We start from the raw sequence: 24850 nt of genomic DNA on the forward strand, positions 1-24850 counted from the left end.
CCTTTAACCGGGGAATTCGGTTTCCAGCGTTTGCGCATATGTTTCAGCCGTATCCAATCCGATTCGTTCCAGATTGAAGATAAGCTGATTAAACTGTTCTGCGGAAAGATTCAGTTTTTCAACCACAACGGACTGGCGGAAATACACATACCCGCTATTGAGATCCAGACGGAAATCGCCGCACATTTGGTCTTCATTCAATTTACCGAGGATCAGGCTCATTTCCACATGTCTGTCCTGCGGAACTTTGGCAGCAAAGAGCACATCCAGAATCAGAGTCTGGGGATTGGACGCCTCCGTGAAAAGAAAGCTCGTCGGAATCATGGTATCATATTGGACGTAGGCAATGCCCGTCTTCGTGGATAAATCCCCCGATTCGGAAATCCATTCAAATTCATCTCCACGCTGAACAAGAATACTGCAAACGCGATCAAGCAGACTTGGTTTTGTTTCCATAAGTTAAAATCGACTACGGTGTAGAACAGCCTATCCTCCACGGGAATCATCTCAGCCATCCTGTGTAACCAGATTAACCTTCCCTGTAGGAGAGTCAAGACATAGCTGAGGGCTTTGAACACTCTCCTGCAGAAAACTGCGACAGTAGAAAAGAGAACAATCCGTCCATAAAAAATCCCCAGCCCGGAACAATCCGGACAGGGGATGAAAGGATTTGTACCGATAAAACCGGGATTTTTACAGTTGCACGCGATAACCAAGGCTGGCATCAAGAGCAATCTGGCGGCTGCGGGCATCCAAGTTAAAGTCGAGGTAGATGGCAGCATCCACACCCACCGGCACGGCCATGCCGGCACCGGCCTGGATAGCTGTCGTCCCTGCTTCCGATGCACGCACCTTCTGTGAGAACCCGGCATTGCCAAGCAAGTTCACCTTCGCTTCGCTGCGAGTGTCTCCAAAATCCTGGGCCACGTTCAACCGCAGATGGAAGATCGATCCACGGCCAAACATGTTTTCTCCGCCAACCGTCACCACACGGCCGCCGAGAGCCAGCGTTGCGAGCGTACCGCTCAGGTCACGAACATCCAATCCGGCATCACCTGCACTGTTTTCGCAGAAGTCGTTCAGATTGGCCCGGATTACCGATGCGTTGAACAGAGGCTGCCAGACCGTATTGCCATTGTCGTCTCCCGGGATGTCGTAGGTCAATTCATACATGGCGCCGAATCCGAAGCCCGTCGGCTTGGCCTTTGCCGTATAACTGCCGCCATCGTAGGCAACGGTACGATCCATGTCCGCATTGTTCCAGCCGCCGGTTAAGATCAGCGTATGCCCCCAGGCCTTGCTCTGGTAACGTCCGAACATACTCAGGTAGTAGTACTCCGTATCGGCCGACAAGTGATCCACGTCGTTCGAAGTAAAGTCTCCGTAGGAGACAGTCAAAGCCGCGCCGAGAGTCAGATTCCTCGTCACGTCGCAATCCATGCCGAGCATGCCGCCCCAGGAGTTCATCTTGTAGCCGCTATCGTCACCATCGGCATCCAGCTGGCTGTAATTGCCGGTTGCCTGTACCCACATGTTGTAGTAGGGGAGATCCTTGGTTTCGAATCCCTGCGATGTTCCCATGAAGACCGTCCGGTTCCGTAATTGCGACAATTGTGTGCGCAGCATATCCTTCTGGGCAGTCAACAAGCTCGGGATGGAGCTACCGGCCATGGCTGCTAACGATTTGGAAACAGTAGACGAATCGGCGGAATACACCGAATCGGCCATCGCCGCCAGAGCGCTTCCCAGGACGGAAGATTCACTAACCGCCATACGGGCATCCCAGGCAAGTTCGGCACCGGCCCGGGCATTGGAGGACTGGGCAACGCGCAGGAAGATGTTGTCATCCTGCTGACGCCCTGTCAGAACAATTGAACCGGCACCGTCATTAACAAGCGCAAGATCGGTGTAATACACCAGGAAGAGTCCTTTGCCTTCTACCGTCACATGATCCCCCAGGCTCGCCTGAGATCCCTTGAAGAGAACCATGGAAAGGTCAGAGAAGCTTTCCGGATTCTTGTACTCTTCCCCACAGCCCAGTACAAACAATGAACCGGAGCCGACAGATACGTTCCCCTGGGTCGTCACGACGGGGCCCGCCATACCGGCGCGTACAAGCGGAATCACGGACAATTCGACACGCGTGTTGTTAGCAAGCTCCAAATTACCGGACCCCAGGTCCATCGACATATTGGAGGAACCATCCGCACCGGGAGCCAGCTTCAAGGTCGTCCCCGAAGCCGTAGACAGCCCGGCATAGGCAACATGTCCGTCAGGAGAGCCGGACAGGGCCAGAATACCTTTGTTCAGGGATAAAGCGATACCAGAGGTACCGGCAGTTTTCAAAGAAAGAGAACCGCTACCATCCTTGGCAACCGTACCGTTTCCGGACAATTGACCGGAAAAGACATCGCTGCCGTCTGTTGCCACCGTCAGCCGGCCCCCCTCGCCCTTCAAGGTACCGTCGCCGTTAAACGATGACACGGAGTGCGTTTCCGCCCCCATATTGAAAACGGCATTCTCGCGGACTTCCAATTCCTGCCCGGATAATCGGCTGCCTTCCCCCATCTTGAGGTTGGCATTGCCCTTCAGCATCCATGTTGTTTTTCCGGAAACAGTCACGCCGGACAAGACGGATTCGGAACCATCCGTCCCGGTAAGAGTAAGCACTTTACCGTCCTGGATCGTCAAGGAACCGTCCGTACCGCCCAGGGCGCCAGTCGTAATGGAGTTGGCAATATCCAGAACACCGCCGTCCAGCAGGATACTGCCGGTCGTGACGGATTTACTGTTCAAGATCAACGTTCCATCGCCAGCAATCAAAGCGCCGTCCGTGTTTATGTCTCCGTCAACAACCGTCGTACCCTCTCCGGTCTTGCGGAAATCAACACCGTTTTTCCCGGACAAATCAGCGGAAACAATCAAGCCTCCGTTCTGCGAAATTTCGCTGTTGATATCCACAAGAGCATTCCCGGTTCCCGCCGTATTGGTCACAAGGATGTGGGAGCCTTCATCCGCAATCAGGTTTTTCAGTTCCAGGCCACGGCCTTCACGATCCGCTTCAGGAGCCCCCGGGAGGTTGATCTTCAGAGTCTGGTCTCCTTCCACAGCGATGGATTCAAACGGCTCCATGGTTCCATAAGCTTCGATCACATGCGAATTGGTTGTGTCCGCATCATCCGTCACCAAATAAACCTTGCCGGTGTAACCGCTCATATACAAGCAACCGTCATCCTTCCATCCCAAGGCCGCATCGTCTTTGCCGATAGCGGCAAAACCGAGATACCCCAGGAGAGGAGACGCACTGACATCATTAATATTGCCCGTAACATCCAGTTTTCCATTCGTCACGGCAATCCCGGCAACACCATGATCATTCTGGCTGCGCAAGTCCTTCAGCAAAGAAATCGTCGCTTCATTATTCAGATTGAAGGACAATTTGGATGCAGCCACCGTAACCGTATCAACAGAATCTCCCAATTGGACAAGATTGACCGCCTCGGCCCGGTCGGAAGCAAGATCCAGCACTTCCGGATTGGAAGCAATGTAAATGTTGCCGGCCCGGACAGTCAGGGCCAGTTTGTCCAAAGACATTCCTCCGGTGATGCCGGATATAACCGGCCCGGAATCCGTAGCGGAATTAACAGCTGAAGTATCAATGGATTTCAGGGCAGAACCGCCCATACCGCCAAGAGACATGTCTCCAGCTCCGGACGTCATCTTCACCGTTACATTTTTAACGCCGTTAAACTGTTCTGCCTGAAGAACGCTACCTTTTTCCAAAAGCATCTCGTTACCCATGGTTTTACCACCGAGATCCAGGATACCGTCGGTAAGTATGAATTTGCCGGCACCGAAAGATCCATCCTTCGTAGCCGTCAGCGTACCGCCTCCGGACACAATTGTATTGCCTTGATACGTATTGTCGCCGTTCAGCGTCACATTCCCCGATCCGGCATGAGTGATCCCTCCGTTTCCGGAGATATTGCTGTTCACCGCCATGTTGGTTGAGCCAAGGGAGAACTTCAACGCGCCATTATTGGCAATGCTCGTCGAGGTCAGTTGGGTCACGCCAGCGCCCAGGGTAAGAGTACCGCCCTCGATCGTAATATTCGCAATTGTCACGTCTTTCGTCAACGTCATGGCATTCGTTCCCTTTTTGATCAGGGTTCCCGTACCGGCATAAGAGTTGGCGGATTTAACGTCATTGCTATAGAAGTACACAATCTCCTTTCCTGCCGTAATCGCACCGGTTCCCGTAACATGGTTCAAATCTCCCGTTGCCCAGGCGGCGGAATCCCTTCCTCCAAAAAAGACACTATTATTTGCATTAGTCGTCATATTGCCGGCAAATTCCGACATATCTCCGGCAAAAATATAAGTATCAGCAATAACAGACGAACGATTGAATGTGCCATCTCCCGTCCACTTCCCTGTAAATGTGTACACGGCAGTGGAATATCCGTTCCTCAGAGTCAAACCGCTATTGAGCAATTCTATATTCTGCTCAAAAGTTAATATTCCACTAGCAAAATAACGATCCGTATCCGAGCTGCAATTATCGAACACGACCGTTGCATTCTTTCCAAGTTGCGTCAGATCCAGATTTTTTTCGAAATAATTGTCGAAAATCCATTTCCCGGTAAATTCTTCCTGGGCTTCCAAAGAGACAGGTACGCCCGTGGAGGACAGAATCAAGCCAGCCGTACCACCCGACAACCGGACGGCACCTTCTCCCTTCAATGCCGTAGGAACCGTAAATGCACCATCCGACATATTCAACACCCATTCCGTACCCTTGCCCAATGTCAAAGTTCCGCTCGGGAGAGTCGAGGTCTTCAACGCCCCCACGGTATCCGTGTTGGAATTGGACAGCGTGACATCCGTCAGCCAGTCGGTGCTGTTCTTCGCCTGAGTCGTCCACGTAACCTTATTGCCATTCAAATCCAGACGCATTACGCCGCTGACACGGGTGGACAAGTCATCGACAGTCGTTTCGAAAGTGGGTGCAATTCCATCTCCGTATTTCAACTGACCGCTCGTCGCACCAAAAGCCAATTTACCGGTACCGCCTAGAGCACCAACATTGTTCAGCACAAGCGTACCTCCGTTGAGAAGGATATCGCCATTGATCGTATTTGCATTGGAAAGCGTCAATGTCGAAGCACCGTACTTGGTCAATTTCGTTGCCGTGGCAGCCCCGCCCTCCAACGTATAATTGGAATTCTTTCCGGCAACAACCGTTATGTCGCCGGCCGTCACACCATCATCGGCAACTGTCACCGTATGGGTCGTCGGCACCGTATCGTCAGCTAGATCATGGAAACGAACAGCCGAATTATTCGTGAAACTGCCATCTGTCTCCGTGCCACCAATTGTCCAACCAGCAGCACCATCCGTCCAAGTAGCCCCGGCGGCATTTTTCCACACGGCTTCCGCGTCAGCAATCGACAATTTATTGAGTATCAATCCTGTATCCGACAAATCCACCCAGAAGTCAGCCTTCTGCAAAGTTTCAGGCTCAGCCAGAACGGCAAAAGAAGAATCCTTCAAACCGGAAAAACCTTTCGCAGCGGTCAACACATAATTAACACCATCCGATGCCGTTGATCCATCGATATAATAGGTTTCATCAAGAGAGCCAACCAAAGCTCCCCCGATCTGGATGCGTACATCATCCGGCGTAGACGACGACGCACCAATCGTGTTTCCGTACCCCTCCTCACTGTTCGCATCACCTTTGAGTACCATGTCTCCTCCCGTTGTCAGGCGCCCCTGACCCTCCATCCAGAGATTGCCGGCCAAATTGAGCTTCCCGTCAAAGGAAAGCGACGAAGTATCTGAAACTTGAATATCACGCAAAGTCACTTCACCAGCCTCAAAAGCCAACTTGGATTGATGGCTCACCATCGTAAAACCGGTGTATCTGGGAGCATTCACCAATGTAACATCCGCCTCATAAACGGATACGGACAACACGTTGTCCGGATTGTCTTCAAAAGTGATACGGTTATTGGCAATCTTCCTCTTGTTATCGGATAAAACGCCTGAGTAAGTCGTCGATTCCATACCGGAAAGATTCAAACGCTGCTTTCCCTGGGCTGCAATAACACCGCCGCCACTCAAGGAACCTGTCACAGTCGTAATCCCCATAGGCAAATTATTACCAATGTCTACAACGTCTCTAGCCAAAATAACTTCCGATCCATCGCCATCCAACGTCATGGAGCGGATGGCAAAGTTTTCATAAAACGTTCCATCTTGATTGTCGGTATAATCCCCTACTCCACCAAGGACAAGACGATTCATCTTGGCGGAATGGGGATTGCTGCCGGTAGCCCCACCAACGGAAGTAACGATAAGATCCGCACTACTGTTTTGTATGGTTCCCGTTGTACCAAGAACAGTCTCACTCCATATCCCCGCTCTTTCAGGTGCGGCAATATTAATCGCACCATCCTGGGCCCAGAGAAACCTCACCACAGTACGGCTCTCTGTCATATTCTTGATCGTCAGAGGCGTTGCCTTTGGATCCCCTTGATCATCAATATTAGTTGTTACCGTTAGAGTATCAATCAACAAGTCACTCGCATCCGTATTGCCGTTTTGAATCGTATTGCTACCCGTTGAGCTGAGACTCGGCATGATCGATGTACTGCCGCTCGTAACGAGTTTGGAGCCATTGCCGCCTAAGCTGATACGGGAATTATTCTGTATATTCAGCAACTCGACATTATTCAAAGTCAAAATACCTCCATTAATAACCAAAATAGGATACATACCCGTAGTTTCGGCGGAAATCGTCGTGTTTTCCCCAGCATCAATAATTGTAATTGCGAATGAGGAACACACGGAACACGCAGCAACAACGGCTGCCAATAACTTGGTTGGTAATCTAAGTTTCATGGAATCAAAGAGAGAATTTTTTCGCAGGAATTTTCGGTAATAAACAGAGAGTTGCCTTCTCCTGTACCGGGAGGAAACATGTAGAAATCTATCAACAGATATTGACTTCATTCCCCAGAGGACGCAGAGAAACCACTTGTTTCAGATTACCCACTCATCGAAAGATAGCAAGATAGTTTCTACAAAAAATAACAAAAAAAATAACTGCCTTTATAACTCGTTCCAATCCATACATTACCACATCTTGTCCATTCTATCGGAGAAGCATTCTCCCCTCTTTTTCCTTTTCCCAAAGGATTTATTAAAAATCATTCAAAAAAAAATATTGTCCACTAAACTCCATGCTTCGGAACAATTTCATTGCCCAGAAGACGGGGGTTCTCTAAAGTCATGTCAGATGCAGACCTCCACCTCCGACTCCTCGACACCGCTCCACATCGTCCTGATTGGATTGATGGGGTGTGGCAAGACAACGGTCGGAAGGGAACTCCACCGTACCATGAATCTTCCTTTCCTTGATACGGATGCCGTTATTGAGAAAGATCAGAACACGACGATCCCGGAGATCTTTGCAGGTCAGGGGGAAGATTATTTCCGGGGCTTGGAAACAAGCCTTCTCCGGCGCATTTTGACAACTCCGGAAAACGGATCCATGGTTATTTCGACAGGGGGCGGCATCGTCATCCGTCCGGAAAACCGGGAATTGCTCCGTTCCCTCGGCTACGTCATCTGGCTCCATGCCGATGTCGATACCCTGCTGCAACGCGTATCCCGTTGTTCCAACCGTCCCCTGCTCCGTACCCCAAATCCACGTAAAACACTCTCCGACCTGACAGCCGAACGAACTCCGTGGTACAAGGAGAGTTCACATCTCTCCATCAACACTTCCAATTTAACCGTTTCGGAAATCGTCTTCGGCATTATGGAATCCGCCCATGTCTTCATGAGCCAACGCAAGATCTGACACATCTCCCCCAGCAAACAAACCGCTCCTCATATTTACAAGTGGCGGCCACGACGAGAATCGAACTCATATCTACCCTTTAGGAGGAGAGGCAATAAAATTACACATAACAGACTAAATAAAAACTGTTTGCTGTAATCTCAATTTTTGAAAAAGTTCAGTTTTGGCTCAATTTTGGCTCAAGAATTCTCGCTAATGCGAGCATGACTATACCTGGTTGGATTGCTCCCAAGAGCACGAAGAGAGCATACAAGGCTGTCTGCCATGAGTCCGTTGACTTTGCAACAATGAGCAAGACAATCATAGCGATGATTCCCAAGACAATATTTGCCCATCCGAAAAATGTTAGAAACCCGAACAAGGTCGTATTTTGACCTATTTTTTGAGATATAACTACTTCCCACGGTTCTTCCTCAACGTCGTTTGTACCCTGTGAGCTTGATTCTTTGGAAGCATCAACAGTATTTTTTTCATCATTTGAACGTTTATTATACTTATCATTGCGTTTCTCAAAATCTAAGATAAGACGCCTTATATTATCTAAAAACAAAATAAAAGATATTACAGCAATCAGCAAGAATATCCATCTAATATCATTGGAAATAATATAAGAAATAATTGCGAAGACAGTACTAAAACCAATAGATATAATAGCATCGCGAATATGGTCTTCCCGTTTCTCAGCATCTTGAATTTCCTCCCATTCCGATCCGCCTTCTTCACACACCTGGATATTTCCAAATGTCTCTTTAATTTTTTTCAATTTTTCTGGACCTAGGACATTCCCATTGTAGCAATAGTAGAATTTCGCCATGACTACAACGCTACATCGCAGTCATGGCTTTGGTCAACCCCTATATTCTCGAATTGAATTTTTTCCAATTCATGAGCTGGGTCGCTGTTCTATCGGCTCTTTCTGCAGTCTTATTCGTTATCTTGAGACTCGCATCAAGCTTGGATACAGCATCATTCAGGGATGCTATCTGACTACCAGCAGAGTCAATCGCACTCTGGTTAGATGTATGGGCTTCCGCGAATTTCTGAATGAAGGTACCGGACAAATTCATGATTCCGTTAACAATCTCAGATACATCAAGTGGCTGTTGTTCGGGAATGCTATGAGCAATCTGCTCTGTAATTTCCCTTACTTTTGTTGTTTCGTTTCCAGTGGCAACACGAAGACCAGAAGAAGGCATAGAGCCATTGGAAGAAACACCGGCACCAAACTTCCTGTTTCCCAACTCTTTTATTCTATCTTCCAAACCTGTGATTCTGGAGTCAATATCTTCAATTTCCTTGTTCGTTTCTCCCTTGGCATCATTTGTAAGGGCAATAAACCTCCGGATCATGTCTGTAATGCGTTTAATAGCGTTGTTCTGTTCTCTTGTCGGCGTCTTACCTTTGGTAAACTCTTTCACCCATTCATCAAGCGACCTCAAAAGCTCGGCCTGTTCCTGGCCATCTATCATTCCATCCTTCCCCTTTGTCCGAAGGGCAGCCAGAAGATTGCCCAGGGAAGAATTCGGATCGCCAATTTGCTTCATGCCAGACTCGCCCAATCTGAGTATATCCTTATCCAATGCCTGCTCGGCAATATCGTTACCAGAGCGTTTTCCTCGCTGGGCTTGCTGAAGAGACTGTTTCTCCCTACGAAGATTCGCAATCTGTCCCCGAAGAGTTTCTATTTCCTTCATCGCCGCTTCCCTTTCCCGTTCAACGGCTACGGATGTTTCGACATTCTTGTACCGAGCTTCGTCAACACGGCTCCTGGAATCATTGCGGCGTTGCAGCAAATCTAAACTGTCCAGACTGTCGTTTAAGGCAAGATCCGCCTGATCCAGTTTCTTGCTAGCATCCTCAGTTTTCTTGAAGAAATCATTGTGCTTCTTCCAATAAGCTTCAATAGCCTTGTCGTGATCCTCCGGTTTGTAACCAGTCTGAAATCCGGCAGCCCGTAAGGCTTCGTCACTGCGATCAAGCTTGCCCTGGTCCTCAAGATTTTGTCCATGCATCACTTCCATAGGCTTCAGGAACTGCAAACGACGGTCGGCAATCTTATCTCTGATACTCCGATACTGGGGGCTATCCACACCATAATACTTCTCACTTTCTTCCAGAAGTCCCGTCAAATAACTGATCTGGCTGTCTGACGTCATCTGTTCCAGCAATTCTTTCATTTGAGCCTCCCGACCTTCAATGAGCTTCGCCAGTCGGCTTGCCTCACCTTGCCCAAGAACTCGATCGTCGGAAAAAACACTCACATCCTTGCTACTCTCATCATAAGCCTTCTGAGCATTATCTCTCGCCTTCTGCGCCGTATCAACAGCGGCCTGAGCCTTCTTTTCCTCGAAATCCCGTCTTTTCTTTCCGGCTTCCATTTCGATCCTGGCAAGACGAAGGTCACGTTCCCCCCTGCCAATCTTGCCATTGATGTAATCCTTTTCTACACCCAAACGCTGAATCTCCGCCTCGTCATCGGCAAATCCGCTTTCCAAATCAATCTTCTTCTGAATGTAACCAAGCTGACGCTTCAGTTCCTCGGTAATGGCTTCCTCTTTCCTCAGAGTTCTATCAAGAACTCCTTCATAATAGTTTTCTGTTGCTTCATTCCCGAGTTTAGATTGTTCTTCTTTAACTCGTTTTGCAAATTCTTCCAACTCAGAAAGAGACTTCTTAGCCTCTTCTGTTTTCTCGTTCATATGCTGAACAAGCAATTCAATACCAGTAGTGACAGCCCCAAATGCAGCACCCCAAACACCACCGAACACAGCACCTGAAGCAATATTCCCCAATCCCTTTGAAAGCGTACCCATCGACCCACTCAGCCCTGACAGTGCGGACGCAGCATTCAAAGCCCCCCTTGATATGCCTGTAAATCGACGAATCGTAACAGCCATTCTATGATTGTACACTTCGGCGTGACGTTCAACGCTCGCCATCTGGCTTTTGAGCTGCCGGAGGTTTGCTATGGCATCTTTCGCACCGTCACGGTCACCGGCCGCCCTGGCTTCATTGAGCTTCTGGATATACTTCCCATACTCAGCCTGTAGCTCTTGTAAAGTAGCAGCAATGCGCTTCTGACCGTTCATGTAGGAACTGAAATACTTTTCTGCCGCAAGACGTTTCTGTTCCTCGTCTGCAGCAGATTTGGCCGCCGCTTTGGCAGAAGCCTTTTCTTCACGGTCATATGCCTTTTCCGCTGCGTCAATTCTCTTCTCGTGAGCCTTGATGACCTTCTCAACTTCCGCGCTTGGATCCACAGTCATTTGCCTTCCTGTGTCCATGAGCTGATCAAATGCCTGTGTCAGCTCTTTGACTTTGCGCGTGGCTTCGTCCAATTCTACAACGTTCTGCGAACTGAATGCACTCTTTTGAGGCATAAGCTTCTCAAAGTCAGCAATTGTTCCCAGGTTTGCCTTGGCATATGGATCATCTCCCATTGCAGAGAGTTCCTCCCTCATTGCCTTCAAGGCAGCCTTCAGTTCCAAAAACTGGCTTTTTGCCTTCTGCGCTGATTTGGCGTACCTTTCAAACGTATCATCACCTGTTGTATGATTCGTAGATTGTGTTACTTCATCGACGCTCTTCTTGACTTCCTTGAGTGCCTGAGTCGCTTCTTTTGCCCCCTTTGTATCGGCGGTGAGCTTTGCCTTGATTTCAAATTCGTTGTCAGCCATGAAGCCATCATGGCATAAGAACATCAGTCCATCCACGATCTCAAAACGGGCTAAAAATAAGACAACTTGACATTCATCCCATTTTGGTATATTAACACATCATCAAATCCACTCCAGATGCTAATTCTCCACAGAGATATTCTTGATGATTTCAAAAAGAAGAATGCCCGTGCCAGGAAATCGCTAGATATATGGCTCTGTATCGCTCAACAGGCAGATTGGACCTGCCCCCAAGACATCAAGAACGACTTTTCATCTGCATCTATTTGCCCCAATGACAAAGTCGTTTTCAACATAGGGGGGAATAAATTCCGTCTCATTGTTGTAGCCGTCTATGCTTTTGGAACTCTTAAAATCGACTGGATCGGCACACATGCCGAATACGACAAAATATGCCCCATAGAATAACAAAACATCATGAACATCCCTGTCATCAATAATGAATCCGATTACCGTGCTGCTTTGGCACGGCTGGATGAGCTCATGGCAAAACCTCTTGTTCCCAATACCCCGGAAGGCAACGAATTCAGGGCTCTTTCTCTGCTCATCTCCGATTGGGAAAACCACGCTTACCCCATCAAGGATTCACATGATCCGATTGATGTCATCCTTTTCTGGATGGAACAAAACAATCTGGAACCCAAGGATATGATTCCCTACTTCGGCTCACAGCCAAGGGTATCTGAAGTACTCAACCGCAAGAGAAAGCTGTCCATTGCCATGATTAGTCGCCTCCACTCCGAACTCAATATCCCTCTGCAACTTCTCATCCCGAAAAACCCACAGCCCAAACACACGGAACTCAATCAGGCTTGATTGACCAGCCAACTATTGAACATCCTCATTGTCTGAGCTACCCGGTCACGAGCAATTTGACTGTTGCGCTTTTCCCTTGGGAGATCCTGCATCATGTACCTGTTACCAAATGTGATTGCTGCAAATTTCATGCAGTCTTGTGGGGTGGACGGTCGAAATTTGCTGTAAACCCAGCCTGCGGCCAGTCGGTTCTTGCCACCATATGCGGAGTCATGAATCAAAAGACCACCAGGAAAACATGTAGCAGCAAGAAGGGCTATCGTATTGTCTTCTGGGCATTCCCCCTTGAAAATACCTGGACGGCCAGCAATATGTTTCAGTATCCGTGCCGGAACGTCTTTTCTCATGATGTAATTTAATCCTGCTCCAAGCTGTTCGCTTCCCCAGCTCGTGCCTTGATATGCCCATTTCAGATCATCGTCCAACCAGGGCTTAATCAAAATAGTATCGCAGTCAATCTTACTCACCCAGTCGGCTTTTGTAACCTCTGCAGCTCGTCGCATACAGTCGATCATTCCTGTAATTGCAATTCCTCCCCTCAGATTTCCTCCACGATCCCACTCTGTTTTTTCATAAAGTGACGGTGAAATCGTAGTGAGATCATCTGCAGATATAGGAGCTTTTGAATCATCAAAGATACAAACTGGAACGTCACTGCCATATACGCGACGTACTGACTTGACCGACTCAACAAGACATGCTGAGTCACCTTCAAACGAGAACCATACAAATGATATCATAGTAATTGTGTGTTAGGGTGGATCTGTCATTGTGCCTGAATAGGCACCTATAAGAAGGACTCCATCACGAAGATCGATAACCACACGACAGCGCGTCCCATTCGGTTCCCCTCCGTCGTATCGTTCATAATCTTCATGTTCCATCGCTTTTATGCTTCTGAAATAAAAGGTGCGTTCCCAGTTCACATCATCCTTTTCATTGACCTTATCCTTATCAATCAGAGATGTTCCTGGTGTAATCGTTGATCCCTTCTCTTGGGGAACGTCCTCCATCTTGACCTCACGGGCATTGATCTTCAGGAAGCCCTTGGGCGGGTCCGCCTCGGAGATACCCCCAAACTTGACTTCCTTTCCAGGCATCAGCCTTTTCAACAATGTATATCTGTCGTTTTTGTCAGCGATCAATGATACGTCATCGCTTGCCGGCGAATCCTCTTCGACATAATCCTTGCATTCGAAGAGAACGTATTTTGGCATAACTGGAACTGATATTGATCCAAGGTGATGATGAACAATGTTATCCTTTGCCACGGAAGCAATCAGTATTGATACCGTCGCATCTTCGCCATCCCAGCCTGAGCCTGACGGCGTGTAATCGTCTCCACTTTTACCCTTCTTCCCAACAGACCATATTTTCCCTTCATATGCTGTTCCTTCTGAGTTCTCTACTTTTGCAGACGTAACCTTTCCTTCTTTGTCTATCGTAATATTGCAGTAGATGTTTCCTGACGTAATTGCCAAGTCATTCCACTCACCTTGTTTTCCGACAGACAGAGAATCCTTGGGACCATAGACATTACCTCCATACCATTGCACACTTTTCAATGTTTCTCCATCGTCAGACCACACGCCTCGCACACTGAATTCAGCAACGATATCAACCTTTCCCGCAGAAGCTTCAATCATCCTAAAGCACGGTCCAACCTCAGCAGCTTGAGGACGTTGCCTAGGGGGATAATTGATGATTGACGATCCACCAGTTCCAGGCGTTTCGGTTGGTCCTGGGGCTTCTGTTTCACCTTCAGAGACAACCTTGAGATTTAACGATGTAGTCAACTCGTCTGTTTTGGATAATGCTTTATTTGCATTATCAGACATGATTCTTGCACGTTCTGCGGCAGTCTGAAGAGATAAATGACTCGCCGGCCCTACGGAAAGCGTCATGGTTCCGGCATACTCATCAACTGTCACAGACTGTACTGTTGTTTCCATGCCGGCATACTCTGGACGATCGTTTACAATGTTAATCTTGTCGCCAGGACGTACAGACATAACCTTGCCTATAACACTGATTGTCCCCTCAAATTCGAGCTTTTGACTCGCCTTCCATACAGCTTCTACCACTTGATCGTATTGAGGTATCGCTTCATCAATCGTAGGTTCGGGACGCGGATCACCACCAGATCCAGGGTCTTCTTCAGGTTCCGGATCTGGTTCGGGGATGCCTTCACCGGGAAGTTCGGTCCCGTCCTCATCAAGCGCATAAGCTTGATATTTTCTTCCGACTGCATGCACATAACAACTGAATTTTCCCATGTACACACCACCTCCAACATGTGTTGGAAAACGACCTTTAAGCCTGTCGGGTGGATTCTTGATATAGATTTCTTGATCTATTCTGAGGGCTGTCCATTTAACGCCTTTTCCTACTCCATTGTACTGTCCAGATGTCCACTCATAAGGCAGATCTGTCGTCACATGATTCGAGTAGATTGCATCAGGTGTAGTTGGCTTTTTGACAGGTTGTTTTCTTGCCTGTATCTCGCAGTTTTCAAACAGTTGAGGAGCCTTCTTCTTCCACCAATTAGCCCATTCTTCTAGCGTTTCTGGAAACTTTTCACCACGTAAAATTGCCCTTGCAGCATTGTATGTCAGCATGTTTGCCACCTTGGGCAACACATCATTCTGAACATCGGCAGACTTGACGACAGGTATCCCAAGAAGTTCTGCAGCTTCTTCAGGAGTCATGTTAATCAGCTCGTTTGTGAGTGCTCCACGTGACGGAGCAGATTCGGAGGTCTGAGTTCCGGAAGGAAGCGAAACGGATAATAGCAACGCCCCAGGATCCTTGAATTTACTTTCAGAATCCGGAGGATAAACCGCCATCGTATAGGATATATTTTGACTGCCGGTTGTAGCAAGTCCTAGCACACCAACTGCCGGAGGAATCAAATCGGGACGAGGTTTTAATGCGATTGTCGTCAGATTGTCTCTCTTTGCATCCAGCGTAATCACATCCCCCTTGTCAGTAATCACAAGAACAGGCTTATCCGGGTCTGCATAATCAAAGAACGTCGTCAGTCCTGGCCGCCACTGCTGTACAGCACGCATCAAATCTGCAAGATAACTCAAGGATGCCTCGAAAGGTATCATTTCCTGCTCGTGGTCAAAGTCCAGTTTGAGCTTGCAGTTCAGGTGTTTACTGTTGTCGATTATATCGGTAATGGCAGCACCTATTGCAATAGTAGGCGTTAATGTGGTATCAGATTTGTCCTCTTTAGGTTTGTACACGCCAGGGTCAACCATGACGTATCGCCCACCAGGTACACACATAGGCACATACGCCTTTGAGGATGGTTTACCATACCTCGTCAGCTCTGTAACATAGCTGCACGTTTCCAGCCAATACCACCTGTCAGAAATTTCGATATTCCAGACTCGTTCCCCATCAGCATCACGCGATTCTTCGCATTCGGTAACAGGTCCAATTAAAACAATTTCCCCATGAAGCCAAACACGGCATTCTGTAAGCTTTTGATACGGTGACCTACTATTATAAGGCAAAGAAAATGATACCGTAGCAGAGGCAAAAGAAGGACGTGTTGTCTGTATGTTCGATGCGGGAAGTTTATCAAGGTCAACGTCAATCATCTTGAGGCGACAAGGTAAGTGTGTAAGTAATCAAAAGCCTGTTTTTGTAGTGTAATATCCGAGGCGATACGCTGTTGACTATAGCATCGAAGAGCATAGGTCCCATGCCTCCATAAGCAGATATTTCAACTGTTCCCTCACTCATTTCGCACCAGTCGGAAATAGTCCGAAGCATTGCATACTGCGCGTTTTCAGGATTCTTAAAGTCTTCTACGACAGTAAAAGACAGTGATATCAGTTCGTTTCTCTTGCCTTTGAGATATTGCTTCCCTCTGATAGTAGGAGTTGCATCTCCTGAAATCTCCATTGGAAATTCCAGTTCCTCACCTTCCAGGATAGAATTCACACCAAGGATCTGCCTCATTTCCTCTTCGCCGCTCCTGTTCTTACCCGTAAACGTAATTGAGATATAGCTTTTCGTTCTCGTATCCATGGCGCAAGAGATATGCCCTTCCCGGAACAATACCCAGGAAGGGCGTTAATTGTTAAGCAGTCGGATAACCGACACCAGCTTCAGGAGACAGTTCGTTCAGAGACGTTTGAATGACATCGAGCGTCAATTTCGGTCTCATGAGCTTGTTGTTCTCCGTAGTTGATTCTGCCTTCAGTTCTCCGCAGACTTCCAGCACGAGCAACTTATTCTTGTCTGCGTCGTATTTTGTCATGCGTAGCCAGCACTTTACGCCGGCAGAGTTTCGAACAAACGGCGTGACTTTCGTTCCAACGGTCATTTTTTTATCAACGCCGTACAGGATTTGCCAAACGACCTGATTCATTTCTGCCATAGTGAACGTGATCTGATTCGACGTTACAGCCGTATTTTTGTCCTGAGTCCAGGCTTTAGTGTCACGGTTGAAGTAGTCAATCTGATCGTCCTCTGTCTGAGGATTAATCTGATAATCAATACAGTTCCCGGCAGACTGCCATTCGGGGTCTTCTTCCGTAGGCTTGAACGTCTCAGAAACTTCATCGGTGCTGATCATCGTGCCAAAAAGACAGATATCGATGACATTACCGGCTTTTGTCCGTTTATTGACAATGGGTGATGTGGGTGTTGCGGCCATATTAGACGTAGGTAATAAATTGAATATTCTTTGCTGTTTCGTGACGCTTAAAAGTGTCGTCCTCATAGAGGTGGACAATTGCGCCCTTCGCGGCTATGCCGTGAGGAAGTTCAAGCTTATCGACAAGTACACGGCACTTGCAGAGCTTGAGGGGTGCAGGACTTTCATCCTGCTTCGTAGTTTCAGTGTTTTTTGTGCTCATAGTTGAATAAGTGTTTCAAGTGATATTGATGCTGTTTCGTTCGTTCCATTTCTCGATTGCTCGATGCTTTTCACTCTGATTTCGTCGCTGACAAGTTTGACTCCTGATACATTGGCCGTACTGCCGTCCATCTCACCAGAGATCACAGACGCAAGATCGTATGCACTCCATGATTTAGATCCTGTTTGAGGTTGCAAAAGAGGGTTTGACTCAATAAGTATCTTCACTGTAGCTCTCTGATACCCACCCGCAATGTCTTCAATTGCAGTTAAAGACGGAGCAGTTATTACACAGGCAATTGCCAGCTTCTTCAGAGTCTCAGTGATGATATTGACAAGCTTCGCATCCCAGCCTCGGATGCAGATATCAGCATCAGGATCATACTCTTTGCAAAGTTGATCAATCTTCTGATAGATTGCTTCTGAAAGTCCAATCAAAGGACTTGTAGGCAACGTTTTCATATCGGAGTTTCAAACCCTTTCATGTAAACTGGACCTCCGTAAGTAACTTCTTGTGTTCCCTCTTCATCAATTTGTTCGAGTCGGAAATCACCGTCTTTCACGGATTCCATGTTTTCAACCGCCGTTTTGTATTCGGCCTTGCGGACATCGCCTTCAAGCGATTCTGCAAGCTGGGTTCCCGGATACATCGACAGGATTGAAGTCCTAAGAAGGATGCACGTATCTTTGACGAGCTCTTCCGGCACCATGTCCGTGTTGAGCTGCATTTTACCGTACTTGCCGGATGCATTGACAAAGCAAGCGATTTGATTGCATTGAGCAGTAATCATAGCCCCCAGTTTGTCAACCGGGACAATGTCTATCTCCGAGTCCTGAAGGTACGCAGAAACGGTATCACGAGTGATCAAACTGAGGGCCATAACCAACTAATACGAATGAATACAGAAGAATGATTAAACGCAGATAGCGATTTCGATAACCTGACCAGCTTCGCCAGTCACCTTCCCACGGATGAATTGCGGACAGTCAGGTGGAATACGAATCGATGCAGACTGAAGACTTCCGTCAGCTACACCGGTAAGCTTGACGCTCACATTCGGTACAGCAACCCATGTTTTCTGGTCTGAAGATCCTTCAAGCGTAATCGTCGCAACCTTGGTACTCGCCAAAGCAGACGAAAAAGCAAGACGTGCTTCATCAATTCCTCCAACCTGAGTCAAATCGAGAACATCGCTCGTGCCGGCTGTTGATGTCATCGTAACAACGGAAGTAAGCAAGGCATCTTTGCGTGTATGATTGATTCCAAATATGGACATATTTCAGTTTCCTTTCTGTTGTGAATTGTTACTTGATCTTGCCCTGCGGCTTCTGGCCGTAATGCGAGATGCCCTTGATGGAACTCAAATCACTTTCATTATCCAAAATGGAATCTGTTACAAGGATCGGAATACCAAATGCATCGGTAGGAATTGGAGCAGTCGTAATAGAACCACCACCAACACTTCCACCATTTACGGATGCGGCTACAATTTGACGACTCTTTCGAAGCTGGTTTAGAGCCTTGCGGTTCATGATCAACTTCGTGGGCTTGATACCGGATGGGAAACGCATCAGAAGATCGGCAATCTTGTCATCATCTAGAGTTGTTCCTTCGGCATCACCGATGTTTTTCAGTCGTGCAGCAGTCAGTTTCGAATGGTTGACAATGGCAACCCAGGAATTGAGCTTTGCGCCCTTTCCAGGCACGGAACCGATTTCACCGTTTTCCAGCTTCCTGGGAAGTTCCTTGTCCGCCCACGGGCCAAGCTTCATACCGGAGCCGTTTCCATAGTACCACTGAACGCCACGAGGGCCTTCCACAATGGCATAGACGGACGTACCTTCTTCAGTGTCCTTCTTGGCTTCATTTGCAGACATGAGCATTGAGTCATCAATAAACTCATACAGTCCAGGGAAACCGTCTTTGTCGATACGTTTTCCATAGAACATTTGAGAGCCAAGGGACAAGGCACACCCCTGAGCAACTCCGATCGTTTCTGCCGACATGACAGATGCAGGGCCGTCAACGGAAGCTTCCAAAATCAAATCGTCAACAAAGACAAGTGTAGACATTGAAAACAATTCGAGAGTTCTAACTTCATACGTTGAGGCAACGTAATCAGCGGGAGCGTTAGGCATACGGAATCCGACACGGGGAACCCCGGTTCGAATATATGTCTTCGCCGTGGTCCCGGCAATAGTCCGGGATGAAACGGAAGTAACTTCCGGTGCTGTCATCATGATTTCGTCAATCATGGCGACATCTTTACTGGTCCCATTCTTTTTCTGAATATCCAGTAGTGTTAGGAATTTAGGCATAATGGTTTAATCGTTTTTGAGTTCTTCATTGAAAGCGGCAGTCAGGCGGTCAAAACCTGATTCCTCTTCGTCTTCCTTCTTTTCTGTTACAGTTTTCCCGCCAGCCACTTTTTCAGTGCTCAGGGCAGGATTAGCTCCCATTGCGTCAATTTGCTTGGAAGCAGTAACAAAATCGTCTTCAAGTGCCTTTTGCCAAAACGCTTGAGCTGATTCGTCTTTAGGACCAATCTTGCCAGCCTTAACGGCTTCCTCAACCTTGGCTTTTGCCTGGGCTTCAGTATTATCGCGGGCGGCCTTGATTTCATCCTTGTAGCCATCAAGTTCCTTCTGACACTTGGTCAGCTCGCCTTCCTTGTCGGTCAGCTTCTTCTTGGTGGCTTCGAGTTCCTCGGACTTCGCTTCAGAATCAGATTTCATCTTCTTCAGCTTGTCGAGTGCGATAGTCTCAGCGTTTGCCGCCTTGACTTCATCAGCAGTAAGAATGCCAATGTCCTGTAATTGTTTAATGTCCATGTTTTTATTGCTGGTTGATGCAGGTTGATTTTCTGCTTTCAGGCTTTCATTGTTATCGTTTTCCTGAAAATCGTCTATATCGGCAAAACGGGCTAATTCTTCGTCCGTCCAGTCGTGAAAAGCGGCTGCAATACGCTCGATTTCTTCAAATGCCGGGTCATTTACAAGAGATCCAACCTCAATATCACGCGGAAGACCCGCAACTTCGCCCGTTTTGGAAAGCAAAAATGCCGGAGAAAAATATCCGTAATCCCCCCCTTCAACCGCATTCCTGCCTCCACGCGTCCAGGAACCACAAAGAACAATACCCTTATCATCATCCCACTCAAATCTGGCGGGCTGGTAAGCAACAGCCCCCCGCTTGTGATCATAATAGATAACTGGCTTCACATTCCGGGCAAGCTTCGCCTCAAGATCCGCCTGCAACTTCGGAACAGCGGCAGCCGTCACAATAACTTTTCCCCTGTACGGCTTCCCGTTTTTACTCGCAGAAATAATATGCTCCCCCTTCGGCATCCAAAGGATGGCATCGGGGGCTTTACCGCCGTTTTCAATAACACTCGTAACAATCATGCCGCCAACATGGCAACAATCCACGAATCGCGCAACGTCATCAAAACGGGCTAATTTAGCCCAGATTGTCTATATAAAAATTCATCGCCGCATACGTTGCGGTAGCCTTGATGTCAGACTCTTCAGGCACAGCACCAGGCCATGGATCGATATGAACTGACTTTCGAAGAGCAAACATAGGAACAAGCCCTTCCCCTTGTATCTGCGCGGCAAGATAATCAGCCTTTTTCCCATCCGCTCCATACGGACGGAATAGCTTTTCACCTAAATAAGCTTCAATATCTGAAACCTTTTTACCATGTGCCAGAGGATTGATGGGAATCGTTAAGGCACGTGTATTCTTTGCTGTAATAGTCCCACCATGGACCTTGTAGTAAAAGCTACCTGGTGCCCTAGGATGTGCAAAACCAATAATAGCTGTATCACCGGTCGAAGTATACGTCCATCCCTGAAGCATTCCTTCGGCCCACCTCGTATCTTGGCGACCTGCTCCATGTGTCTTGCTTTCAGGATTGTCAAAATAGTCTTCCCCCTTCTCCTGATACCATCCAACAATCCAATCCATTGTTTTGCTACCCATCGATCTTACTGCATTTTTCTGCAACGTATCAATGGATTCAAACGACTTCTTCAACGCCATCCCTTCGAAACCACTCAGGTCTATTGTAATATCAAATTCCATGTTGACAGATTGCTATGTTTTTGTATCGTAAATGTCCGGTCGGCACCTCACATTCCACTAAGACAAGAGTGAAATCAGATGGTTTGTTGAGTAGCTGGGGACGGATTCGGTCCCGTGAATCTGATCGTAGAAGCGGCATCATGTGTCGCTTTTTTTATTTTTAGTAATCATCTCTTTTACCTCCTTTTGTGGAGTCATAAGAAGTTATAGCCCAAGATTTTGTTCTTCCCTTATTTCTCCTAAGATGAACAACTTCGTTACCATATGTAATAGATATTTTTTCATTGTCTATATGCTTTGTTAGTTTCCCATATGCAAGAATCAAAGGCATTCTACGTAAAGCCCGATCCCCGTGTTTATCAAGGATGTGTGATAAACCATATCCATCAGTATGCGTTACACCATTAGAGTTTGGGCGTTTATGTCCAGGGAGTCCATACGGAAAATTAACCCATCCAAGACCATAGCGATACATAACACGAGTAGCAGTTCTTTTGTGTTTCATCACCCAACGCATTGCGCGTATAGCATTTGCAAGATTCTGCTTTGGAGTCATACCCTCACGGGCTTTTTTCCAGTCATCTCTTCTTCCTCTTCCGCGCTTATCCCATCCCTTTCGAGCACCTTCACTTGTACCCTTTGCATGAATTTCGTCGTATTCGTCCCAGTCGGCCTCCCAGCCTGCTTTAAACCCATTTGCCTGAAGATCCCACAACCGATCAATAAAGATATCATCTCGCGTTTCCGGCAAAGATTTTAGCCCGTTTTGAAGTTGCTCGAAAAAGTCATCTTCCGATATATTTTCATCCTCTGCCAGCCGGATCATGTTCTCGATCCACTCCCGGACAGGTGAAATCCATTCTGCATGGATGCTTTCGGCGGCCATTGATGCTTTCCGCGCCATATCCTCGGCCTTCAGGATAGGCGCAGATATTTTCCCCGCTCATAGGCAGCCTTGGCTATATCATCCTCATCTGGATCAATGTCATCTTCAGTATCATCCTGATAATCATCTGGATAATCGTCGCTACCATCATTCGATAGTACATCATCGCCGTCAGATGGTTGCGGGATGCTAAGGAACTCATATGACCAATCCTTTTGAATATCCAAACCAAGATCCTTCGCCTTTTGCAGAAACTCCACCTTATCAAGGTTTGCCTCATCACCAGGGAATGTCGGTACAAAGCGAGGCAAGCGAGATGGAAGAGTACCATAATTGAGTTGTATGATATATTTGACAAGCTGCGTATTGAGCACCTCTGCCACCACAGAAGCGATATCCATGATTACCTCTTGCCGGATACCCTCATGCACCTTGCCAAGGGCATAGGCTCCACCATCCTTGTTGTCCGAAGTAAGCGTCTGACCAAGAATCAAATTGTCACAGACCTTGTCAGCGAGTTCGATTAAGACGGATTGCGGAATAGATGACGTGGACTTTGTCGCATCATGAACTTCAAACTCGAAGTTCTCTGTAGAAACAGCATACCCGCCAGAAGCCAGTTGCTTCATAGCCTTGCCTGCCTCCTCAACAGCATTCGCGCCACGAGCTTTTGCAATACGGAAAGGAATCCCGAATATCTGGCAGTAATTAACCAACCACGTCAGCCCCCACATCGAAGCACCATACCAACCCACAAGCGTTCTCAGCTTGCTATTGAAAATAGGATGAAATAAGTCGCCCTTAGAAAGCCCTACAAGGAATTTATTCGGAGGGAAATCGATACCGTCCGGCATTCTGTCTATGCCTTGAGGATATAGCTTCAAACAGTCAGGTTCATTATGCTTATACGCCCATGCGTAATACTTTGCAGAGACAGGACAAAATGCACGAGGATAGATGATATCATCACTCTTCCACATGATTTCATGGACCGTCTGGCCGCAGGCAACGATATACGCCAAAGACTTCAAAAGGTCCTCAGTGCTTTGTTCCCATTTTGTAGGGTCAGGAGACGTTCGCCAAATCGCGGAATCAACCATATCGGCAATTTCCTGATCTTCTGGTGTCGGTTTCTGTCCACGCTCCGCCCATGCAGTACAGCCCCATTGGAGACGCGATACAGCTCCGGCCACTTCATTCAGGTTTTTCTTCAGTCGAGGCCATCCCTGGATCATCGCCATGAATAGCTGTTCCTGCTTATCAAGCTGACCTGACTCAATCGATTCCTTGAGTCCTTTCAGATTTTTAGGATCAAGATATATTGTCGGCCAATGGTCGAATTTGTCCTGAGCGTATCGCTCGACAACATAAGTATAGACTCGCTTAAATGGATTGATCATTTTCGTGGTAGTTCGTCCTCAATGAGGGATTTGTTAGCTGCTTGTGCCAGGACACACTTCGGGCATTTGTCGATAAGCTGATTCATCAACTCCTCGTTTCGCGCATCCTTTCTGTTAAGCCGTTCCTGAAATTCTGCCCGTTCTTCGGCCATACGTTTTTCAAGTGCTTCGCGAGCTTCTTTCTGTGACTTGATCACGGCATTCACGATCCAAGCCATAGTTCCAAGTGCGCCAAATCCAGCAAATTCTGACAATGCCGGCATGTCCGTCATTGCGCTACTGACTCCCGCAGCGGAAGCCATGATCCAGGTCATTACTCCGATGTTCGTCATTTGGCAAAGTCCTTAATACCCAAAGCAATCTGCTGGGCAATACAGTTAGGGGCGGTTCTCATCATCTCCGCATCATGCTGGTTGGTGATAAACCCGCACTCGACGAGCACAGCGGGCGGCCTTGTATCCCGAAGAACAGCAATACTCGAAAGCTTTTTGCTCTTGTCTGGCCGCGCTTGGGTAGTATCGGCTCGACCTGGAAGTATCTTGGTAATGCGAGCAGCTATGCAACGAGCAAGAGCCTTACCCTTGACGCTGTCGATTATATCCCCAGTCTTTGTGTACGTTCGGTTGTAACACACATGAGCACCGCAAGAATTCGGGCTGTCGGATGAATCGCAATGGATTGATACCGAGATGTCGTAATTCCCGGCATTCACAGCCGCGACAGTCTTATTGATATCCGCGGTATTGCTCAGATTCGGAAAGTCAATCACATCGACCTCATGGCCTTGCTCTTCCAGCATCACAGCTAAGTTGGTGCCGATCTTCGTTGCCACAGCATGTTCTTCCATCCCGTTTCCACGTGATCCCGTTCCATTCGCGTGTCCTATATCAATTGCAATTTTCATGATTTTCTCCGATAAAATATTTAGCATCAGGGACAACGGTAATTTCGCGCTCGCTTGGTGCTCTGAGTGTTATTGATTTACCTTTGGGGACAGACACGATATATCCAAAACCCTTGGCATCGACATCTATCGATCCTACTGGGTTATATTTGTCTTTTGCGGTAGAATAACCAAACACCATAGACGCAAACGCGACACAGATGTAAACCATCAACTCAGTGATTATTTTCATAAATTGAACTTGTAAGTATTCTTTTATAGTTGGATTGCCCCGGCCCGAACGCGTTTTTATGCAGTCGGTCGCGACCGCACCACGGACCGGAGCCATCCAAAA

At 47.6% G+C, this 24850-nt stretch carries 22 protein-coding genes; 3 read left to right on the top strand and 19 right to left on the bottom strand.

From position 1 onward, the window contains the following. Nucleotides 1–3: 3 nt before the first annotated feature. Nucleotides 4–456 (bottom strand): YbjN domain-containing protein, encoded by a 453-nt coding sequence (locus QET93_RS11215; protein WP_280127227.1) that lies wholly within the window; start codon nucleotides 454–456, stop codon nucleotides 4–6. 237 nt (nucleotides 457–693) lie between these two features. Next, nucleotides 694–6906 (bottom strand): autotransporter domain-containing protein, encoded by a 6213-nt coding sequence (locus QET93_RS11220; RefSeq protein WP_280132387.1) that lies wholly within the window; start codon nucleotides 6904–6906, stop codon nucleotides 694–696. A 397-nt stretch (nucleotides 6907–7303) separates the two neighbouring features. On the opposite strand from QET93_RS11220, the gene QET93_RS11225 reads away from it, so the two are divergent. Continuing rightward, nucleotides 7304–7870: a shikimate kinase gene (locus QET93_RS11225; RefSeq protein WP_280127229.1), complete on the top strand. Its 567-nt coding sequence runs from the start codon at nucleotides 7304–7306 to the stop codon at nucleotides 7868–7870. A gap of 157 nt (nucleotides 7871–8027) precedes the next feature. Here QET93_RS11225 and QET93_RS11230 read toward each other — a convergent pair whose 3' ends face one another. Both QET93_RS11230 and QET93_RS11235 read right to left on the bottom strand, forming a co-directional pair. Continuing rightward, complete coding sequence (locus tag QET93_RS11230; RefSeq protein ID WP_280132386.1) at nucleotides 8028–8684, bottom strand: hypothetical protein; 657 nt, start codon at nucleotides 8682–8684, stop codon at nucleotides 8028–8030. Between the two features lie 40 nt (nucleotides 8685–8724). Beyond that, a complete protein-coding gene (locus QET93_RS11235; protein WP_280132385.1) occupies nucleotides 8725–11547 on the bottom strand; it encodes a hypothetical protein in 2823 nt (940 codons plus the stop codon). A 117-nt stretch (nucleotides 11548–11664) separates the two neighbouring features. Between QET93_RS11235 and QET93_RS11240 the strand changes: the two genes are divergently transcribed. After that, nucleotides 11665–11955: a type II toxin-antitoxin system HigB family toxin gene (locus tag QET93_RS11240; protein ID WP_280132384.1), complete on the top strand. Its 291-nt coding sequence runs from the start codon at nucleotides 11665–11667 to the stop codon at nucleotides 11953–11955. A gap of 9 nt (nucleotides 11956–11964) precedes the next feature. Beyond that, the gene (locus tag QET93_RS11245) at nucleotides 11965–12363 is read left to right on the top strand and encodes a hypothetical protein (protein WP_280132383.1); all 399 of its coding nucleotides are present in this window, start codon (nucleotides 11965–11967) and stop codon (nucleotides 12361–12363) included. Here QET93_RS11245 and QET93_RS11250 read toward each other — a convergent pair. The 15 genes from QET93_RS11250 to QET93_RS11320 all read right to left on the bottom strand — a co-directional run bounded on the left by QET93_RS11250 (nucleotide 12354) and on the right by QET93_RS11320 (nucleotide 24844). Further along, nucleotides 12354–13103, bottom strand: a complete 750-nt coding sequence (locus QET93_RS11250) for a hypothetical protein (protein WP_280132382.1) — start codon at nucleotides 13101–13103, stop codon at nucleotides 12354–12356. The two genes, QET93_RS11245 and QET93_RS11250, sit on opposite strands and share 10 nt — an antisense overlap. Nucleotides 13104–13115: 12 nt before the next feature. Beyond that, nucleotides 13116–15974: a hypothetical protein gene (locus tag QET93_RS11255; protein WP_280132381.1), complete on the bottom strand. Its 2859-nt coding sequence runs from the start codon at nucleotides 15972–15974 to the stop codon at nucleotides 13116–13118. Continuing rightward, nucleotides 15967–16407 carry a hypothetical protein gene (locus QET93_RS11260; RefSeq protein WP_280132380.1) on the bottom strand — a complete coding sequence of 147 codons (441 nt, stop codon included), beginning with the start codon at nucleotides 16405–16407 and terminating at the stop codon, nucleotides 15967–15969. The genes QET93_RS11255 and QET93_RS11260 overlap by 8 nt, the downstream gene beginning before the upstream one ends. A gap of 52 nt (nucleotides 16408–16459) precedes the next feature. Then, complete coding sequence (locus QET93_RS11265; protein WP_280132379.1) at nucleotides 16460–17038, bottom strand: hypothetical protein; 579 nt, start codon at nucleotides 17036–17038, stop codon at nucleotides 16460–16462. A 198-nt stretch (nucleotides 17039–17236) separates the two neighbouring features. After that, nucleotides 17237–17701 (bottom strand): hypothetical protein, encoded by a 465-nt coding sequence (locus QET93_RS11270; RefSeq protein ID WP_280132378.1) that lies wholly within the window; start codon nucleotides 17699–17701, stop codon nucleotides 17237–17239. Beyond that, the gene (locus QET93_RS11275; RefSeq protein WP_280132377.1) at nucleotides 17698–18120 is read right to left on the bottom strand and encodes a hypothetical protein; all 423 of its coding nucleotides are present in this window, start codon (nucleotides 18118–18120) and stop codon (nucleotides 17698–17700) included. Before QET93_RS11275 ends, QET93_RS11270 begins: the two co-directional genes overlap by 4 nt. Before the next feature lie 33 nt (nucleotides 18121–18153). Continuing rightward, the gene (locus tag QET93_RS11280; protein WP_280132376.1) at nucleotides 18154–18516 is read right to left on the bottom strand and encodes a hypothetical protein; all 363 of its coding nucleotides are present in this window, start codon (nucleotides 18514–18516) and stop codon (nucleotides 18154–18156) included. A 28-nt stretch (nucleotides 18517–18544) separates the two neighbouring features. Continuing rightward, the gene (locus QET93_RS11285) at nucleotides 18545–19558 is read right to left on the bottom strand and encodes a major capsid protein (protein ID WP_280132375.1); all 1014 of its coding nucleotides are present in this window, start codon (nucleotides 19556–19558) and stop codon (nucleotides 18545–18547) included. A 6-nt stretch (nucleotides 19559–19564) separates the two neighbouring features. Then, a complete protein-coding gene (locus tag QET93_RS11290) occupies nucleotides 19565–20644 on the bottom strand; it encodes a phage protease (protein WP_280132374.1) in 1080 nt (359 codons plus the stop codon). 55 nt (nucleotides 20645–20699) lie between these two features. Further along, a complete protein-coding gene (locus tag QET93_RS11295; protein ID WP_280132373.1) occupies nucleotides 20700–21326 on the bottom strand; it encodes a hypothetical protein in 627 nt (208 codons plus the stop codon). Between the two features lie 160 nt (nucleotides 21327–21486). Next, entirely contained in the window at nucleotides 21487–22230 is a 744-nt protein-coding gene (locus QET93_RS11300; protein WP_280132372.1) for a hypothetical protein, read from the bottom strand. Nucleotides 22231–22241: 11 nt separating this feature from the next. Then, a complete protein-coding gene (locus tag QET93_RS11305) occupies nucleotides 22242–23612 on the bottom strand; it encodes a DUF935 family protein (protein ID WP_280132371.1) in 1371 nt (456 codons plus the stop codon). Continuing rightward, complete coding sequence (locus tag QET93_RS11310) at nucleotides 23609–23926, bottom strand: hypothetical protein (RefSeq protein ID WP_322189993.1); 318 nt, start codon at nucleotides 23924–23926, stop codon at nucleotides 23609–23611. The genes QET93_RS11305 and QET93_RS11310 overlap by 4 nt, the downstream gene beginning before the upstream one ends. A gap of 14 nt (nucleotides 23927–23940) precedes the next feature. Beyond that, nucleotides 23941–24516, bottom strand: a complete 576-nt coding sequence (locus tag QET93_RS11315; RefSeq protein ID WP_280132369.1) for an N-acetylmuramoyl-L-alanine amidase — start codon at nucleotides 24514–24516, stop codon at nucleotides 23941–23943. Then, nucleotides 24500–24844, bottom strand: coding sequence for a hypothetical protein (locus QET93_RS11320; RefSeq protein ID WP_322189994.1), 345 nt, complete (start codon nucleotides 24842–24844; stop codon nucleotides 24500–24502). Before QET93_RS11320 ends, QET93_RS11315 begins: the two co-directional genes overlap by 17 nt. Between the last annotated feature and the right edge of the window lie 6 nt (nucleotides 24845–24850).

Origin of the sequence: Akkermansia sp. N21116, assembly GCF_029854705.2 — a bacterium.
Lineage (GTDB): Bacteria > Verrucomicrobiota > Verrucomicrobiia > Verrucomicrobiales > Akkermansiaceae > Akkermansia.

Coding starts and splice junctions, on each gene's coding strand:
- QET93_RS11230 (WP_280132386.1), bottom strand. CDS start 8,684: ATGGCGAAATTCTACTATTGCTACAATGGGAATGTCCTAGGTCCAGAA.
- QET93_RS11225 (WP_280127229.1), top strand. CDS start 7,304: ATGCAGACCTCCACCTCCGACTCCTCGACACCGCTCCACATCGTCCTG.
- QET93_RS11300 (WP_280132372.1), bottom strand. CDS start 22,230: ATGGCGCGGAAAGCATCAATGGCCGCCGAAAGCATCCATGCAGAATGG.
- QET93_RS11320 (WP_322189994.1), bottom strand. CDS start 24,844: ATGGCTCCGGTCCGTGGTGCGGTCGCGACCGACTGCATAAAAACGCGT.
- QET93_RS11260 (WP_280132380.1), bottom strand. CDS start 16,407: ATGGATACGAGAACGAAAAGCTATATCTCAATTACGTTTACGGGTAAG.
- QET93_RS11250 (WP_280132382.1), bottom strand. CDS start 13,103: ATGATATCATTTGTATGGTTCTCGTTTGAAGGTGACTCAGCATGTCTT.
- QET93_RS11270 (WP_280132378.1), bottom strand. CDS start 17,701: ATGAAAACGTTGCCTACAAGTCCTTTGATTGGACTTTCAGAAGCAATC.
- QET93_RS11275 (WP_280132377.1), bottom strand. CDS start 18,120: ATGGCCCTCAGTTTGATCACTCGTGATACCGTTTCTGCGTACCTTCAG.
- QET93_RS11265 (WP_280132379.1), bottom strand. CDS start 17,038: ATGGCCGCAACACCCACATCACCCATTGTCAATAAACGGACAAAAGCC.
- QET93_RS11285 (WP_280132375.1), bottom strand. CDS start 19,558: ATGCCTAAATTCCTAACACTACTGGATATTCAGAAAAAGAATGGGACC.
- QET93_RS11310 (WP_322189993.1), bottom strand. CDS start 23,926: ATGACCTGGATCATGGCTTCCGCTGCGGGAGTCAGTAGCGCAATGACG.
- QET93_RS11215 (WP_280127227.1), bottom strand. CDS start 456: ATGGAAACAAAACCAAGTCTGCTTGATCGCGTTTGCAGTATTCTTGTT.
- QET93_RS11240 (WP_280132384.1), top strand. CDS start 11,665: ATGCTAATTCTCCACAGAGATATTCTTGATGATTTCAAAAAGAAGAAT.
- QET93_RS11280 (WP_280132376.1), bottom strand. CDS start 18,516: ATGTCCATATTTGGAATCAATCATACACGCAAAGATGCCTTGCTTACT.
- QET93_RS11290 (WP_280132374.1), bottom strand. CDS start 20,644: ATGATTGTTACGAGTGTTATTGAAAACGGCGGTAAAGCCCCCGATGCC.
- QET93_RS11255 (WP_280132381.1), bottom strand. CDS start 15,974: ATGATTGACGTTGACCTTGATAAACTTCCCGCATCGAACATACAGACA.
- QET93_RS11315 (WP_280132369.1), bottom strand. CDS start 24,516: ATGAAAATTGCAATTGATATAGGACACGCGAATGGAACGGGATCACGT.
- QET93_RS11295 (WP_280132373.1), bottom strand. CDS start 21,326: ATGGAATTTGATATTACAATAGACCTGAGTGGTTTCGAAGGGATGGCG.
- QET93_RS11305 (WP_280132371.1), bottom strand. CDS start 23,612: ATGATCAATCCATTTAAGCGAGTCTATACTTATGTTGTCGAGCGATAC.
- QET93_RS11245 (WP_280132383.1), top strand. CDS start 11,965: ATGAACATCCCTGTCATCAATAATGAATCCGATTACCGTGCTGCTTTG.
- QET93_RS11220 (WP_280132387.1), bottom strand. CDS start 6,906: ATGAAACTTAGATTACCAACCAAGTTATTGGCAGCCGTTGTTGCTGCG.
- QET93_RS11235 (WP_280132385.1), bottom strand. CDS start 11,547: ATGGCTGACAACGAATTTGAAATCAAGGCAAAGCTCACCGCCGATACA.